Origin of the sequence: Microbacterium sp. MMO-35, from assembly GCF_037147555.1 — a bacterium.
GTDB lineage: Bacteria > Actinomycetota > Actinomycetes > Actinomycetales > Microbacteriaceae > Microbacterium.
In genome coordinates, this window is sequence record NZ_JBBCVH010000001.1 from 653,753 (window position 1) to 667,636 (window position 13,884).

Here is a 13,884-nt window from a genome sequence, read left to right on the forward strand (position 1 = left end):
TCAGCGCAGCACCTCGACGAGAGCGATCCACGAGATCACGATCGCGACCACGATCGCCAGCAGCGCGCCGGCGGCGATGAGCCCGAGTCCGAGGGGCGGCGCCAACAGCAGCTGCGCACCGCCCGCGACGTACGCGGCCAAGGGGAGGAAGCCCAGAGCCGCCCGGAGCAGAGGGCTGCCGTTCCCGCGATCACGCCGGAGCGAAAGCGCGGCGTGCACCTGAAAACCGGTCGCGCCGGCGGCGACGAGCAGCACGAGTGCACCGAAGAGATCCAGCGCGATGTGCGGGATGAGCGCGATGCCAGAGGTGAGGATCGCCAGTACGAGTGTCGCGATCGCCGCGGCGAGACGTGCGGTGAGGGTCTCCGCGGCGATGATCTTCGCGATGTTGACGCTTGCGGCGACGATGAGGAGGCCGGCGAGGGCCGCGGTGGCACCCAGCATCGCCACATGGAACTCCGACCACGCCTGGAGTGCATCCGTCATCCCCGGATGCTACTCCCGCGAGGGTTCAGCGTGCGGGAGCGGGTCCGACCCGGGTCACTCGGGTTCGGAGATGTCCGCCACGGTGGCGTCGTAGGCGGCGATGAGGGCGTCGCCGTCGACGAACAGGCTGTACCCGTGCGCGCCCGCGCCCATCGCGATGCGGCGGCCGCGGATCGTCTCGTCGGCGAACACCGGCCACGCCGTGGTGCTGCCGATCGGCACGATCGTGCCGCGCTCGTAGCCGGTCGCGGCGAGGGCCACGTCAGGATCCGGAAGCTTGAGCCGGTTCACGCCGACGACGGCGCGCAGCTTGGGCCAGGAGATCTTGCGACCGCCCGGGATCAGCGCGAACAGGAAGGTGTCGTCGGATCTCTTGACCACGAGGGTCTTCACGATGCCGGAAGGATCCAGCCCGAGCAGGGCAGCGGCCTCGTGCAGGCTGTTCGCGGCGGGGCGCTGCCGGATCTCGATGTCGAGTCCGCGTTCTGCGGCGGCATCGCGCACGCGCGCGTGCGGATCCGACCCGTCGTGCGGGTCGGAGGACGAGGGCGTGCTCACACCTCGGGGGCGTTCAGCGGGTCGTCCGCGACCCAGAGCTCGTCATCGGCGCGCAGGGCCTGCCAGGCGGCGACGAGGACGCCGACCGCGGCGGCGGCACCGAGGATGATCGCGATGACACCGCCGATGCCGAGGCCGCTCTTGCGCTCGGCGGGCACGGTGACGAGCGCGCGCGGGGCGTGCGTCGTGCCGGTGCGCTTGGCGTTGGCGATGTCCCACGCGGTGAGCGCGGATCCGACCACGCCCCCGATCGCGGGGACGACCTTGTGGTCGACGATGTCGCGGGAGAACTTGACGCCCTTGTCGACGGCGGGCACCACGCGGTGCTCGTAGACGTCCTGCACGGTCGGCACGACCTGCTCGCGGCGGAAGTTGTCGAGCTGGCGACCCGCCTCTCGGGCGACGTTCGCGGCTTCGCCGACGACGACCTGCTGGGCGGCCCACAGCTTGGCGGCCTCGCTCTGCAGCTGGCGGAGTTCCTTCTGACGCTTGCGGCTCAGGCTCACGATGCCCTCCCAATCGAAACGGGGTTCGGACTCTCCATCTTGCCAGACATGCTCCTGTGCAACGCGTGTGCGTTCGAGAAGTTCACCGATGAATCGGAGGCTCGGCGGGATCCGATGCGAGAGAATGGATCCATGCCTCACGCCACTCACGTCGCCACGCTGCACACCAACCACGGAGACATCGTCGTCAACCTCTTCGGCGACCACGCTCCCCGCACGGTGAAGAACTTCGTCGAACTCTCCGACGGCACCGGATCCTGGACGCACCCGGCCACCGGGAAGCCCGGCGAGGGCGCGCTGTACAACGACGTCATCTTCCACCGGATCATCCCGAACTTCATGATCCAGGGCGGCGACCCGCTCGGACAGGGCGTCGGCGGTCCCGGCTACACCTTCAACGACGAGATCCACGGCGAGCTGAACTTCAACGAGCCGTACATCCTCGCGATGGCGAACGCCGGTCTGCGTCGCAACGCCATCACCGGCCAGGCCGAGGGCACCAACGGCTCGCAGTTCTTCATCACGACCGACCCGACCCCGTGGCTGCAGGGCAAGCACACGATCTTCGGCGAGGTCGCGGACGACGCGTCCAAGGCCGTCGTCGACGAGATCGCCGCCGTGCGCACCGGCGCCGGCGACCGTCCGGTCGAGGACGTCGTGCTGCAGTCCGTCGACATCGTCGCGAACTGATCATCCTTCCGCGAGTGGACTCCGGAGCGCACGGATGACGACTTCGGAGTTCCACGCGAATCCCGACAACTTCTGCTACCGCCACCCGGGCCGGCAGAGCTTCGTGCTCTGTCAGCGCTGCATGCGCACGATCTGCCCGGAGTGCCAGACGCAGGCCCCGGTCGGCGTGATCTGCCCCGAATGCATGCAGGAGCAGCGTCGCAACCAGACGCCCGCCCAGCGCCGCGCCAACCGGCGCTGGGGCGCGCGGTCGATGACCGCGGTGGGCGGGCGTCCGATCGTGACGTACTGGATCCTCGCGGTGACCTCTGCGGTGAGTCTGCTGCAGATGATCCCGGGCCTCCAGGGACCGATCACCGGGGCGCTGCAGTTCGCGGGCGCCTATCTGTATCCGTCGCTGTCCGGACTCCCGTTCGAACCCTGGCGCCTGCTGACGGCGCTGCTCGTGCATCAGGGACTGATCCACCTGGGCCTCAACATGCTGGCGCTGTGGATGGTCGGTCAGCAGCTCGAGCCGCTGCTGGGCAGGGCGAGATTCCTCACGCTGTATCTGGTGAGCGGTCTCGGCGGTTCTGTCGCGATGGCGCTGATCGATCCGGGCCAGCCCACGATCGGAGCGTCCGGGGCGATCTTCGGCCTGTTCGTCGCCCTGATCGTGATCGGGCGTCATCTCGGCGGCAACATCGTCGGAGCGCTCGTCGTGCTCGCGATCAACTTCGCGTACGGCTTCATCGTGCCGGGGATCGCCTGGGAGGCGCATGTCGGCGGTGCCGTCGTCGGAGCCCTGGTGGCGCTCGTCTACGTCCGTACGAACGGGCGCCGCAACGCGAAGTTCTGGTGGATCGGCCTCGTCGCGGCGATCGTGCTCGTGCTGCTCGTCGTGGTCGCCGTCGTTCCGCCCTTGATCATCACCGCCGGTCACTGACCGCGCACCACGAAGGCCTCCGCTGCGGCGGAGGCCTTCGTCGTCTCCGCCGCGGGTGTGAATGACACCCGTGTAATTCTCCCCACATGGGGATAGATCTGTGGATAACTCCGGGGAGGGGGTGTGCATATCCATCCCCAGATTGTGGATAACCGGCCGGATCCGTGGACAACCCTGCGGGATCCGGTCTCCCGAGCCCATCGAACGCCGGAAAGCAGAAACGCCCCCGCATGAGCAGGGGCGTTCCGAAGAGGAGGGGCGGCGTCAGCGCCAGCGGGTCGTCATCAGGAAGCCGATGAGCGCGATCCCGAGTCCGATCAGCAGGTTCCAGGATTGCAGGCCGGGGATCGGGTACTGCATGCCGGTGATGTAGAACACCAGGATCCAGGCCAGGCCCAGCAGCATGAAGCCGACCATGACCGGCTTGAACCACACGGCGTTGGGAGCGGCTTCGCCGTCGACCTTCGGGGTGGCGGCTTCTTCGGGCTTGCGGGATCGTGCCATGCGCACAGTCTACCCAAAGGCCCGTGCCGACCAGAGGGCGGAATCGGGCGCAAAGGAGGGCTGGGTAGGATCGCGGCATGACCGACGCTCCGCGAGCCTCCGCCCGTCGCGTCGGCCGCCGTCCGCGGCGGCGCGCCACGTTCGTCAGCGTGCTGGGCGAACTGCTGCTGACCGCGGGTGTGCTGGTGCTGCTGTTCGTCGCCTGGCAGATGTGGATCGGCGACGCGATCATGAGCGCCGAGGCCAACGACAAGGGCCGGCAGGTCTCCCAGAAGTGGGCGGACGCGAAGCCGCCGCTGCCGCCGATCGCCGACGACGGACACGGCACCGACGGAGCGCATCCGCAGTACGTCCCGCCGGTCATGAGTCCCCCCGAGGACGGCGTCCCCTGGGGTGCTCAGATGCACGTGCCCCGCTGGGGCTCCGACTACAACGTCGAGATCGCCGGGGGCGTGACCCGGCCCGCCACCCTCGACCACGGCTGGATCGGCGTGTACCCGAACTCGGGGATGCCGGGACAGGTCGGCAACTTCTCCATGGCCGCGCACCGCACGACCTGGGGCAAGCCGTTCAATCAGCTCGACCGGCTGCGGCTGAACGACGCGATCGTGATCGAGACGGAGCAGGGGTGGTACACCTATCGGTTCCGCACGCTCGAGTACGTCACCCCCGACAGCGTCGACGTGCTGGATCCCGTGCCCCAGGCGCCGGAGGCGGCCCCCGGCGGACGGTACATCACGCTCACGGCGTGCTCGCCGCTGTACTCCCTCGCGGAGCGCATCGTGGCCTACGGAGTGTTCGAGAGCTTCCAGCCGAGGGCGCTGGGCGCCCCGGCCTCGTTGAAGGCGGTGAGCTGATGTACGGCGCCCTGTGGCGGATCCTCCCCGGCCCGTGGTGGGTGCGGCTGATCGTCGTGCTCGTGCTGCTCGCGGCCGTGCTGTACGCCCTGATGTTCTGGGTCTTCCCCTGGGTGAGTCCTCTGGTGTCGCCGGGCGACGTGAGCATCGGGTCGTCGCCGGCTCCGTCCGCCGGCCCCTGAGGGCCGTCGTCGCGCGCCGTCGCTCAACGAGCCCCGGCGCCGGTCACTTGCCGGTGCAGTAGGAGAGATCGACCGTCGACTGCACGGGCACGTCGCCCGGCGGCACCGACATCGAGGACACCGTCTTCGGGTCGGTCGCCTTGCATCCGGGATTCTCCACGGGGTTCGCGGTGAGTCCCTGCTGCTCCAGCCATTGGGTCGCCGAATCGAGCGACCAGCCGGTGAGATCGTTCACCGTCACGACCCCGCTCGCCACGAGCAGGTCGACGACGGTGCCCGGCGGGACCTTGGCTCCGGCCTGCTCGCTCGCGGACAGGACGATGTCGTGCTGCGTGCGGGGATCGTTCTTCTGGGTGACCGAGCCCAGCTGCAGCCCGGCCTTGGCCAGTGCGTCCTTGGCGGCGGAGGCGCTGAGCCCCTCCAGCGTCGGGACTACGATCTGCGCGGCACCGGTCGAGACGTAGACGGTGACCGACTGGCCCTTGTCCATGCCGCTGCCGGCCGTCGGATCGGTGCTGATGACCTTGCCCTTGTCGACGGTGGCATCCGCCTGGTCGATGCGGATCGCGCGCAGGTCGTTCTTGTCGAGCAGCTCGACGGCGGTCTCGTAGGTCTGACCGACCACGTTCGGCACCGTGCGACCGGCGCTCGGGACCCCGGTGGTCGGCTTGATCGCCAGCACCCAGATGAGCACCGATGCGAGCAGCACCACGAGCAGGGCGACGCCGGCCCAGACCCACGCGACGGGCGGACCCGACTGCGTGCGCGTCATCGTCGTGTCGGAGGAGAGCTGGCGGAGCGTCCGCGCGGTCTCCTGCGCGTGCCGGGGGCTGGCGCCGTACAGCTCGCTGGTGAGCGAGGAGAGCTGCTTCTTCGTGGGAGCCGCGCCCGTCACGGCCTCATCGAGCGCGGTGCGGAACGAGGCCGCGTCGGGGAACCGCTGGAACGGGTCCTTCGCCATCGCGCGCAGCACGATCGGCTCCAGGGCCCTGATGCGCTGGAGCTCTGCGGACGAGTGGTCCTCCTCGTGGACCTCGCTGGGCGGCAGCGGCGTCTCGCTGACGTGCTGGTACGCGACCGCGACCGGCGACTCCCCGCGGAACGGCTGGCGCCCCGCGAGCATCTCGTACAGCACGACCCCGGTCGAGTACAGGTCGGTACGCGCGTCGACTTGCTCGCCCTTGGCCTGCTCGGGCGAGAAATAGGCGGCGGTGCCGATGATCTGGGTGGTCTCGGCGACCGTCGACGACGAGTCGGACACCGCTCGGGCGATGCCGAAGTCCATCACCTTCACGGTGCCGGCGGGCGTGATCTTGACGTTGCCCGGCTTGATGTCGCGGTGCACGACACCGGCGCGGTGCGAGTATTCCAGAGCCTCGAGGATCCCGTCGGCGTAGCGCACGGCGTCGGCGGTGGGCACCGGGCCGCGCGCGATGACGTCCTTGAGCAGCTCGCCGGGCACCAGCTCCATCACGATGAAGGGCACGGGCTCGGCGGGGGTGCCGCCGGCCTCGGGGGTGGAGTCCTCCCCCGCGTCGAAGACGCGCACGATCGACGGATGCGACATGCGCGATGCGGCCTGCGCCTCCATCCGAAAGCGCGTGCGGAAGCCGGCGTCGCGGGCGAGCTCGCGGTCCAGGATCTTGATCGCGACCTCGCGGCCGAGGGTCAGGTCGTACCCCCGGTGCACATGGGCCATGCCGCCCCGGCCGATGAGGTCATCGACGCGGTAGCGACCGGCCATGACGCGCGTGGTCGTCGTCACGGAGGACCCCCCTCGTTCTCGTGATTCTGCTGCGGTGCCGCGGTTCAGGGCGTGGGCGGTACCGTCACCGGAGGCGTCGGCCCGGACTGGATCTGCGCGGTGCGCGCGTCGGAGTCGGGACTCTGCTGGTCGCCGCACTTGACGGAGAACTTCGCGGTGAAGTCGCCGCTCTGCGCCAGCCGGACCTCGGTGCTCGTCGTCTCCGCCGGGAACCCGGGGCCGCCGGACATGAAGGAGCCGCCGTCGATCGTGACGATGTAGCCGGTGATCGACGTGCCGTTGGGGCAGACGTAACCGGATCCCCAGGAGACGGTGATCGTGCCCCCGGCGACCATGTCGCCGGAGAAGGTCGGCGCGGACGCCGGCTTCGGGGGCTGCGTGCGGTCGGCATACCGGGTGAGGGCGATCGAGGATCCGCTCGGCACCTTGCCGGTCGGATTCACGTTGTAGACCTTGCCGACCTGGTCGGCCGCCGGAGCCGGGTCGCCGTCCGCACAGGTGGCCTGCAGGCCGGCGTCGCGCGCCTTCGCCGTGGCGTCGTCGCACGTGAGGCCGACGAGCCCGAGGGCGTCGACGTCGACCCTGGTCTGCGTGGGCGTGGGTGTCGGCGTCTTGGACGGCGGGGTCTGCGACGCCGACGAGCTGGGTGGCGGCGTGGGCGCCTTCTGGTTCGACAGCAGGGCCCACACGGTGCCGCCGAGCACGATGATCAGTAGCGCGATGAGAGCGATCAGCGGCCAGGTCCAGGGGCTGCGCTTCTTCTTCTCCGGAGCCTGGTCGGCCTCGGTCGGGATCTGCGCCGTGGTCGGCATGATCGTGGTCGCGCCCTGGGTGGCCCCGAGCAGCTGGGTCATGGCGTCGTCGCCCCCGGGCGCGGCGGCGCCGACGCCTACCACTCCGGCGATGACCGCGGGAACGGCGATCGCGGCGGAGTTCAGGTCGCCGCGGCGCAGCGCCTGCGCGGCCCGTGCGACGGTCGCCGCGGAGCTCGGCCGGTCGGCCGGCTTCTTCGCGATCATCGCCATGACGAGGTTCTGCACCGGCTGCGGCACCGTGGGGGGCAGCGGCGGCGGGGTGTCGTTGATCTGCGCCATGGCGATCGCGACCTGCGACTCGCCCGTGAACGGGCGCTTGCCCGCCAGGCACTCGTACGCGACGATGCCGAGCGAGTAGATGTCGGTCGCGGGCGACGCGGCGTGTCCCGAGGCCTGCTCGGGCGAGAGGTACTGCACGGTGCCCATGACCTGGCCGGTCGCGGTGAGCGGCACCTGGTCGGCGATGCGGGCGATGCCGAAGTCGGTGATCTTCACGCGGCCGTCGGGCGTGATCAGCAGGTTGCCCGGCTTGATGTCGCGGTGCACGAGGCCGGCGGCGTGCGCGGCCTGCAGCGCCGAGGCGGTCTGCGCGACGATGTCGAGCGTCTTGTCGGCGCTGAGGGATCCCTCGCGCTCGATGATCGTCGACAGCGCCTCGCCCGGCACGAGCTCCATGACGAGGTACGCGGAGCCGTTCTCCTCGCCGTAGTCGAACACGCTGGCGATGCCCTCGTGGTTCACGAGGGCCGCGTGGCGGGCCTCGGCGCGGAAGCGCTCGAGGAAGCCCGGATCCCCCATGTACTCGTCCTTGAGGATCTTGATGGCGACGGTCCGTCCGATGACGTGGTCGGTCGCCTCCCACACCTCGCCCATGCCGCCGATGGCGATCCGAGACTGCAGCTCGTAGCGACCGCCGAAATGCACACCCTGCGTCGGCCTCATCTGTTCAGCACCGCCTCCATGACCTTCTTCGCAATCGGTGACGCGATCGTGTCACCGGATCCGGACTGTCCCTGCCCACCGCCGTCTTCGACGACGACCGCAACGGCGATCTCCGGGTTCGAAGCGGGCGCGAAGCCGGTGAACCACAGCGTGTAAGGGTCTGTGTCGCCGTTCTCCGCCGTGCCCGTCTTCCCGGCCACGTCGACTCCGTCTATTCTTGCACCCTGCGCCGCGCCGCTTGAGACCGACGCCTGCATGGCGGCCGTGATCGCCGCAGCCTCGTCGCCGGTCATCGCCTGCCGGAACTGGCTGTTCTCGTACTGCTTCTGCACCGAGAGGTCGTCTCCGACGACCTGGTCGACCATGCGCGGGTTCATCACCAGGCCGCCGTTCGCGATGCCGGCGGAGACCATGGCCATCTGCAGCGGGGTCGCGCGCACGTCGCCCTGGCCGAAGCCGGTGAGGCCCGTCTTGTCCGGGGAGAGGTTCTTCGGGTACGTCGACGCGGACGACTGCAGGGGCAGCGAGAACTCCTGGCCGAAGCCGAACTTCTCGGCGGCGGCGCGGATCGCGTCATCGCCGAGCTGCACGGCGAGCTCGGCCATCGGGATGTTGCAGCTGTAGCGGATCGCATCGGCGAGGGACACGTTCTGCCCGTCGCCGCCGGGGCAGGTGCCGCCCCAGGCGTTGTGCACGGCGGTGCTGGTGCCGGGGAGGGTGAAGGCGGCCGGGTTCGGGAACGTCGACTGCATCGTGAACTTGCCCGAGTCGAGCGCGGCCGCGGCCACGACCAGCTTGAACGTGGACCCGGGCGGGTTCATGTTGCCGCCGATGGCGCGGTTGGACAGCGGCTTGTTCGGGTCGGCGACCAGGGCGTCGTAGGTGGTGTTCACGGCCTGGGAGTCGTGCGCCGCGAGGCTGTTCGTGTCGAAACCGGGGGTGGAGACCAGCGCGAGGATCCGGCCCGTCTTCGGCTCGATCGCGACCACGGCGCCCTGGTAGCCCTGCAGCGCGTCGTAAGCGGCCTTCTGCGCGACCGGGTCGAGCGTGAGCACCACGTTCGCGCCCTTCTGCGGCTGGCCGGAGATGATCCGCTCGATCGAGGACAGGAACTGGGAGCCGCCCGTGCCGCTGAGCTCGCTGTTCATGGCCTTCTCGATGCCGGTCGCGCTTCCGAGGGCCGGGTTGTAGTAGCCGGTCACGGCGGACCACATCTGCGGGTCCGTGTAGACGCGCTGGAACGAGTACATGTCGTTCGACGGCACGGAGGTCGCGATCGGGGCGCCGCCCGCGATGATCGATCCGCGCTGGATCTCGTAGCTGTCCAAGCGGGTGCGCCGGTTCGCGTCGTTCTGCGCGAGGGCGTCGGCCTGCACGACCTGGATCCAGCTGATCGAGCCGAACAGGGCGAGGAACATGACCAGCACGAGGATGCTGATGCGACGGAGCTCTTTGGTCATCCGATCACCACCCGGGGTTGGCGGCGCACGCCGTCGGAGATCCGCAGCAGCAGTCCGACGATGAGCCAGTTGGCGATGAGGGACGATCCGCCGGCGGCGAGGAACGGAGTGGTGAGACCCGTCAGCGGGATCACGCGGGTGACGCCGCCCACCATGATGAAGACCTGCAGGCCGATCGTGAACGAGACGCCGACGGCGAGCAGCTTGCCGAAGTCGTCCTGTCCGGCGACGCCGATGCGCAGGCCGCGGCTCACGAACACCATGTACAGGCAGAGCAGGGCGAACAGGCCGATCAGGCCGAGCTCCTCGCCGAGGCTGGTGATGATGAAGTCGCTCTCGGCGACCGGGGTGATCTGCGGGCGGCCCTGGCCGAGACCCGTTCCGATCAGGCCGCCGTGCGCGAGCCCGAAGATGCCCTGGGTGAGCTGATAGCTCTGGTCCTGCATGAGGTCGGGGTCGAACGCGTTGATCCACGTGTTGAAGCGGTTCTGCACGTAGGTGAGGAACTGCGAGACGACCGCGACGCCGACGACCACGCCCGCGACGCCGATGAGCACCCAGCTCGTCTTGCCGGTCGCGACGTAGAGCATCACGATGAACATGCCGAAGATGAGCACGCCGGTGCCGAGGTCGTGCTGGGCGACGATGATGCCGAGCGAGATGAGCCAGACCACGATCACGGGGCCGAGCTCGCGCATGCGCGGCCAGGTGATCCCCGCGAACCGCTTGCCCACGGACGACAGGCTCTCCCTGGTGCGCACCAGATAGCCCGCGAAGAAGATCGCGAGGAAGATCTTCGACAGCTCTCCCGGCTGGAAGCCGAGCCCGCCGATCGAGATCCACACATCGGCGTTCGCGTCGGCCTTCAGACCCGGGATGAAGGGGAGCACCAGGAGCACGAGACCCGTCAGCCCCGAGACGTAGGTGTACTTGTAGAGCACCCGGTAGTTGCGCAGGAAGATCACGATCGCGATCGCGCCGACCACGGAGATCGCCATCCACATGAGCTGCTTGTTGGACGACGCGTTCCAGCCCGTGTCGTGGTTCGCGATGTCGATGCGGTAGATCTCCGCGATGCCGACGCCGGTGAGGAGCGTCGCGATCGGCAGCACGAACGGATCCGCGTCGCTCGCGACGAAGCGCAGCACGATGTGCAGCGCGAACACCAGCACCGCCAGTCCGCCGCCGATGAGCAGGATCATCGGGTCGATGCGCCCGAGCGCGCCGAGCTGCACGAGGGTGAGCGCCGCGCCGGCGACGACCACCGCGAACAGCAGCAGCCAGAACTCGCGGTTGCGCTGCGTCTGCGGACCGCGGATGCGGCGCAGCGCGCGCAGCACGGCGGTGTCGGCCGTGACGTCGGGGGCGGTGGCGGTCATGGCGTCTTCCCCGTCCCTGCGGCGGCGCGGAGGCTGTCGACCGTCGTCTGCGCCGCCGCGAGCGTGCTGGCGCTCGTGGTCTCCTTGACGGCCGACTGGTAGAACGCCGGCAGGTCGGAGACCTTGATGCCGGTGTCCTCGTAGACGTGCGAGAGCGAGATCGGCCCGAGATCCTGCTGGATCCCCTGGAAGATCACGACGGTGCCCGTCTCCTCGCCGACCCCCACGAAGTAGCGGGTCTGCGTCCACGCGTAGGCGCCGAAGAGCGCGGCCGCCATCAGCGCGATCACGACGATGAACCCGGTGATCCAGCCGATGCGCCGTCGCACGGCGCGCCGGTGGTCCTCCTCGATGAGCTCCTCGAGGTAGCCGGCGGCGGGCTCGAAGTGCGTGGGCTCGTTCGCCGCCTGGCGCACCGGATGCAGCCAGCTCGGCCGGGCAGGGCGCGCGGCGGGGACGATGACGCCCTGGGGGTTCGCGGCCGCGCCGACGATCGTGGCGGATCCGGAGAGCACCGGATGCTGGCCGCCCACGTCGACGATCACGATCGTGACGTTGTCGGGCGCGCCGCCGTCGAGCGCGAACTTGAGCAGGCCGTCGGCGGTGCGGCCCGGCGCCATCCCCAGGCGCAGCGCCTTGAGCATGTGCGTCTCGTCGACCACGCCGCTGAGGCCGTCCGAGCAGAGCAGCCAGCGGTCGCCCGGCTGGGTCGGCATGACGAACATGTCGAGCTCGGGATCCGCGTCCATGTCGCTGAGCACGCGCATCAGCACCGAGCGGCGCGGGTGGTAGCGCGCCTCCTCCGGGGTGATGCGCCCGGAGTCGACCAGCCGCTGCACGAACGTGTGATCCGTGGTGATCTGGGTCAGCGCCTCGTCGCGGTAGAGGTAGATCCGCGAATCGCCGATGTGGCCGATGACGGCGTAGTCGTCGACCATGATGATCGCGTCGAGGGTGGTGCCGAGGCCGGCGAGCTCGGGGCGGTCCTTCACGGCGCGGATCATGTCGCCCGCCGCGGTGGTGGCCGCGGCCTGCAGCGACGCCTGCGCGTCCATCGTCGAGGGGTAGGCGTGGTCGAGGTTCTGCAGCCGGTGGATCGCGATGCTGCTGGCGACGTCGCCGCCCGCGTGGCCGCCCATGCCGTCGGCGACGACGAACAGGTTCGCCCCGGCATAGCCGGAGTCCTGGTTGTTGGAGCGGACCTTCCCGGTGTGGGAGATCGCGGCGCTCGAGCCCTCGAAGACCATGGCCGCCGGTTACGCCCGCAGCTCGAAGGTCGTGGCGCCCACCTTGATGGGGGCGCCGACCGCCACCGAGACGGGGGCGCCGACGCGCTCGCCGTTCAGGAAGGTGCCGTTCGTGGAGTCGAGATCCTGCAGCATCCACTGCTCGCCCCACAGCAGCAGCCGCGCGTGGTGGCTGGACGTGTAGTCGTCGCGGATCACGAGCCCGGACTCGCTGGAGCGGCCGATCGACATCGGCTCGGAGCCGAGCGGCACCTCGAGGCCCGCTTTCGGGCCGGAGGTGATCACGAGCTTCGTGACGGTGGACGTCGTGGCGGGGCCGCCCGGCTTGCTGCGCGGGGGCGCCTTCGGCTTCGCGGGCGCCGCGGCCGGCTTCGCGGGCGCGCTCGCCGCGGCCGCCTCGCCCTGCGGCATCTTGCGCACGCGCACGCCGAAGAGATCGGCGCGCAGCGAGTAGACCACGGCGAACACGAAGAACCACATCAGCACGAGGAAGCCGATGCGCAGCAGGAGCAGGGTCAGTTCACTCATGCCGAAGGCTCCTGGTCGCGTCGTCGCCGCGGCCGCCGCGCGCGGGGGCGGACACGGGAACCACCTGGAACGTGAGGTCGGTGCGGCCGATCGTGATCACCATGCCGCTCTCGAGCTGGGCCTCGCGCACGCGCTGGCCGTTGAGCTTGGTGCCGTTGGTGGATCCGAGGTCGCGGAGCATGGCGTGATCGCCGTCCCACAGCACCTCGGCGTGCTTGCGGCTGGACCCCGCGTCGCCGATCGTGATGTCGGCGTCGCTGCCGCGGCCGATGACCGTGCGCGCCCGGGTGAGCGGGTATCGGGAGCCTCCGGTCGCGATCTCCGCCTGCCAGGTGACGCGGGCGCCGGCGGAGGACGTCGAGGTGGACTCGACCCGCACGGTGCCGGTCGTGAGCCGGTCGTCGGCTTCGATGGCGATGTTCACGGGGCCGGAGAAGCTGTAGCCCTGGGCCTTGGCGTGGTCCTTGACGAGCACGTGCAGCTCGTCGAGGAGGGCGGATCCGAGTCCGTGCATCGCGGTGGCGTCGTCGCCGGCGAGGTGCACGAGGAAGGTGCTGGGAACGATGATCCGGTCGCGGCTGACGACCGCGGCCTTCGTGTCCATCTCGCGCCGCAGAGCCGAGGCGATCTCCACGGGCTGGATGCCGCTGCGGAAGGTCTTCGCGAAGGCGCTGTTCACAGCGCGTTCGAGACCCTTCTCAAAGCTGTCTAGTAGTCCCACTGGGCTCCCATGGCTCACCGATCGGTAGGGCCATGTTAGCGACACGGCCTGAATGATCCCCCGGGCCGGGCGGGAGACACGGGAAACCCCGAAGGAGCCCGCGGTTCGGCGGAGGTCCGTGCGCTGCTGCGGCTCTGGTTCGAGCACGGTGCCGGAGCGTGATATTCTCGGGAGGTTGGTTCGCGAGGACCGACATGCGCGAGTGGCGGAATAGGTAGACGCGCTGGCTTCAGGTGCCAGTGCCTGCAAGGGCGTGGGGGTTCAAGTCCCCCCTCGCGCACAGTATGAGAGGCTCGGATCCATCGGATCCGGGCCTCTT

15 protein-coding genes and 1 tRNA gene are annotated in these 13,884 nt (G+C 69.6%); 5 read left to right on the forward strand and 11 right to left on the reverse strand.

Annotation, left to right across the window (positions count from 1 at the left end):
- The 3 genes from WFJ01_RS02990 to WFJ01_RS03000 are packed head-to-tail and all read right to left on the reverse strand — an operon-like array spanning position 1 to position 1,550.
- Positions 1-486, reverse strand: a complete 486-nt coding sequence (locus WFJ01_RS02990; protein ID WP_292882278.1) for a hypothetical protein — start codon at positions 484-486, stop codon at positions 1-3.
- Positions 487-540: 54 nt separating this feature from the next.
- Positions 541-990 (reverse strand): aminoacyl-tRNA deacylase, encoded by a 450-nt coding sequence (locus tag WFJ01_RS02995; RefSeq protein ID WP_251444361.1) that lies wholly within the window; start codon positions 988-990, stop codon positions 541-543.
- Positions 991-1,040: 50 nt separating this feature from the next.
- Positions 1,041-1,550, reverse strand: coding sequence for a DNA helicase (locus WFJ01_RS03000; RefSeq protein ID WP_295032249.1), 510 nt, complete (start codon positions 1,548-1,550; stop codon positions 1,041-1,043).
- Positions 1,551-1,682: 132 nt separating this feature from the next.
- Between WFJ01_RS03000 and WFJ01_RS03005 the strand changes: the two genes are divergently transcribed.
- Both WFJ01_RS03005 and WFJ01_RS03010 read left to right on the forward strand, forming a co-directional pair.
- A complete protein-coding gene (locus tag WFJ01_RS03005) occupies positions 1,683-2,240 on the forward strand; it encodes a peptidylprolyl isomerase (protein WP_336628155.1) in 558 nt (185 codons plus the stop codon).
- A 34-nt stretch (positions 2,241-2,274) separates the two neighbouring features.
- The gene (locus WFJ01_RS03010; RefSeq protein ID WP_251443914.1) at positions 2,275-3,165 is read left to right on the forward strand and encodes a rhomboid family intramembrane serine protease; all 891 of its coding nucleotides are present in this window, start codon (positions 2,275-2,277) and stop codon (positions 3,163-3,165) included.
- 264 nt (positions 3,166-3,429) lie between these two features.
- On the opposite strand, the gene WFJ01_RS03015 is transcribed toward WFJ01_RS03010, so the two are convergent.
- A complete protein-coding gene (locus WFJ01_RS03015) occupies positions 3,430-3,669 on the reverse strand; it encodes a cell division protein CrgA (protein WP_233310795.1) in 240 nt (79 codons plus the stop codon).
- 77 nt (positions 3,670-3,746) lie between these two features.
- Here WFJ01_RS03015 and WFJ01_RS03020 point away from each other — a divergent pair, with 77 nt between their 5' ends.
- Complete coding sequence (locus WFJ01_RS03020; protein WP_336628156.1) at positions 3,747-4,526, forward strand: class E sortase; 780 nt, start codon at positions 3,747-3,749, stop codon at positions 4,524-4,526.
- A complete protein-coding gene (locus WFJ01_RS03025) occupies positions 4,526-4,708 on the forward strand; it encodes a hypothetical protein (RefSeq protein ID WP_292882268.1) in 183 nt (60 codons plus the stop codon). Before WFJ01_RS03020 ends, WFJ01_RS03025 begins: the two co-directional genes overlap by 1 nt.
- A 43-nt stretch (positions 4,709-4,751) precedes the next feature.
- Here the strand turns inward: WFJ01_RS03025 and pknB are convergent, their stop codons facing one another.
- The 7 genes from pknB to WFJ01_RS03060 form a co-directional block, all read right to left on the reverse strand.
- Positions 4,752-6,452, reverse strand: a complete 1,701-nt coding sequence (gene pknB, locus WFJ01_RS03030; RefSeq protein ID WP_285814243.1) for a Stk1 family PASTA domain-containing Ser/Thr kinase — start codon at positions 6,450-6,452, stop codon at positions 4,752-4,754.
- Between the two features lie 65 nt (positions 6,453-6,517).
- Positions 6,518-8,230, reverse strand: coding sequence for a serine/threonine-protein kinase (locus tag WFJ01_RS03035; protein ID WP_251443937.1), 1,713 nt, complete (start codon positions 8,228-8,230; stop codon positions 6,518-6,520).
- Positions 8,227-9,690 carry a peptidoglycan D,D-transpeptidase FtsI family protein gene (locus tag WFJ01_RS03040; RefSeq protein WP_251443941.1) on the reverse strand — a complete coding sequence of 488 codons (1,464 nt, stop codon included), beginning with the start codon at positions 9,688-9,690 and terminating at the stop codon, positions 8,227-8,229. The genes WFJ01_RS03035 and WFJ01_RS03040 overlap by 4 nt, the downstream gene beginning before the upstream one ends.
- Positions 9,687-11,069 carry an FtsW/RodA/SpoVE family cell cycle protein gene (locus tag WFJ01_RS03045; RefSeq protein WP_251443943.1) on the reverse strand — a complete coding sequence of 461 codons (1,383 nt, stop codon included), beginning with the start codon at positions 11,067-11,069 and terminating at the stop codon, positions 9,687-9,689. Before WFJ01_RS03045 ends, WFJ01_RS03040 begins: the two co-directional genes overlap by 4 nt.
- Positions 11,066-12,316, reverse strand: a complete 1,251-nt coding sequence (locus tag WFJ01_RS03050; protein WP_251443945.1) for a PP2C family protein-serine/threonine phosphatase — start codon at positions 12,314-12,316, stop codon at positions 11,066-11,068. The genes WFJ01_RS03045 and WFJ01_RS03050 overlap by 4 nt, the downstream gene beginning before the upstream one ends.
- A 9-nt stretch (positions 12,317-12,325) precedes the next feature.
- Positions 12,326-12,844 (reverse strand): FHA domain-containing protein FhaB/FipA, encoded by a 519-nt coding sequence (locus WFJ01_RS03055; RefSeq protein WP_295032239.1) that lies wholly within the window; start codon positions 12,842-12,844, stop codon positions 12,326-12,328.
- A complete protein-coding gene (locus WFJ01_RS03060; RefSeq protein WP_336628157.1) occupies positions 12,837-13,565 on the reverse strand; it encodes a DUF3662 and FHA domain-containing protein in 729 nt (242 codons plus the stop codon). Before WFJ01_RS03060 ends, WFJ01_RS03055 begins: the two co-directional genes overlap by 8 nt.
- Before the next feature lie 196 nt (positions 13,566-13,761).
- Here WFJ01_RS03060 and WFJ01_RS03065 point away from each other — a divergent pair.
- A tRNA-Leu gene (locus WFJ01_RS03065) sits at positions 13,762-13,845 on the forward strand.
- The last annotated feature ends 39 nt before the right edge of the window (positions 13,846-13,884 follow it).

Excerpts from the sequence above, each read along its gene's own strand:
- WFJ01_RS03005 (WP_336628155.1), top strand. The coding sequence starts at position 1,683 with ATGCCTCACGCCACTCACGTCGCCACGCTGCACACCAACCACGGAGAC.
- WFJ01_RS03045 (WP_251443943.1), bottom strand. The coding sequence starts at position 11,069 with ATGACCGCCACCGCCCCCGACGTCACGGCCGACACCGCCGTGCTGCGC.
- WFJ01_RS03055 (WP_295032239.1), bottom strand. The coding sequence starts at position 12,844 with ATGAGTGAACTGACCCTGCTCCTGCTGCGCATCGGCTTCCTCGTGCTG.
- WFJ01_RS03035 (WP_251443937.1), bottom strand. The coding sequence starts at position 8,230 with ATGAGGCCGACGCAGGGTGTGCATTTCGGCGGTCGCTACGAGCTGCAG.
- pknB (WP_285814243.1), bottom strand. The coding sequence starts at position 6,452 with ATGGCCGGTCGCTACCGCGTCGATGACCTCATCGGCCGGGGCGGCATG.
- WFJ01_RS03025 (WP_292882268.1), top strand. The coding sequence starts at position 4,526 with ATGTACGGCGCCCTGTGGCGGATCCTCCCCGGCCCGTGGTGGGTGCGG.
- WFJ01_RS03040 (WP_251443941.1), bottom strand. The coding sequence starts at position 9,690 with ATGACCAAAGAGCTCCGTCGCATCAGCATCCTCGTGCTGGTCATGTTC.
- WFJ01_RS02990 (WP_292882278.1), bottom strand. The coding sequence starts at position 486 with ATGACGGATGCACTCCAGGCGTGGTCGGAGTTCCATGTGGCGATGCTG.
- WFJ01_RS03050 (WP_251443945.1), bottom strand. The coding sequence starts at position 12,316 with ATGGTCTTCGAGGGCTCGAGCGCCGCGATCTCCCACACCGGGAAGGTC.
- WFJ01_RS03015 (WP_233310795.1), bottom strand. The coding sequence starts at position 3,669 with ATGGCACGATCCCGCAAGCCCGAAGAAGCCGCCACCCCGAAGGTCGAC.
- WFJ01_RS03020 (WP_336628156.1), top strand. The coding sequence starts at position 3,747 with ATGACCGACGCTCCGCGAGCCTCCGCCCGTCGCGTCGGCCGCCGTCCG.
- WFJ01_RS03010 (WP_251443914.1), top strand. The coding sequence starts at position 2,275 with ATGACGACTTCGGAGTTCCACGCGAATCCCGACAACTTCTGCTACCGC.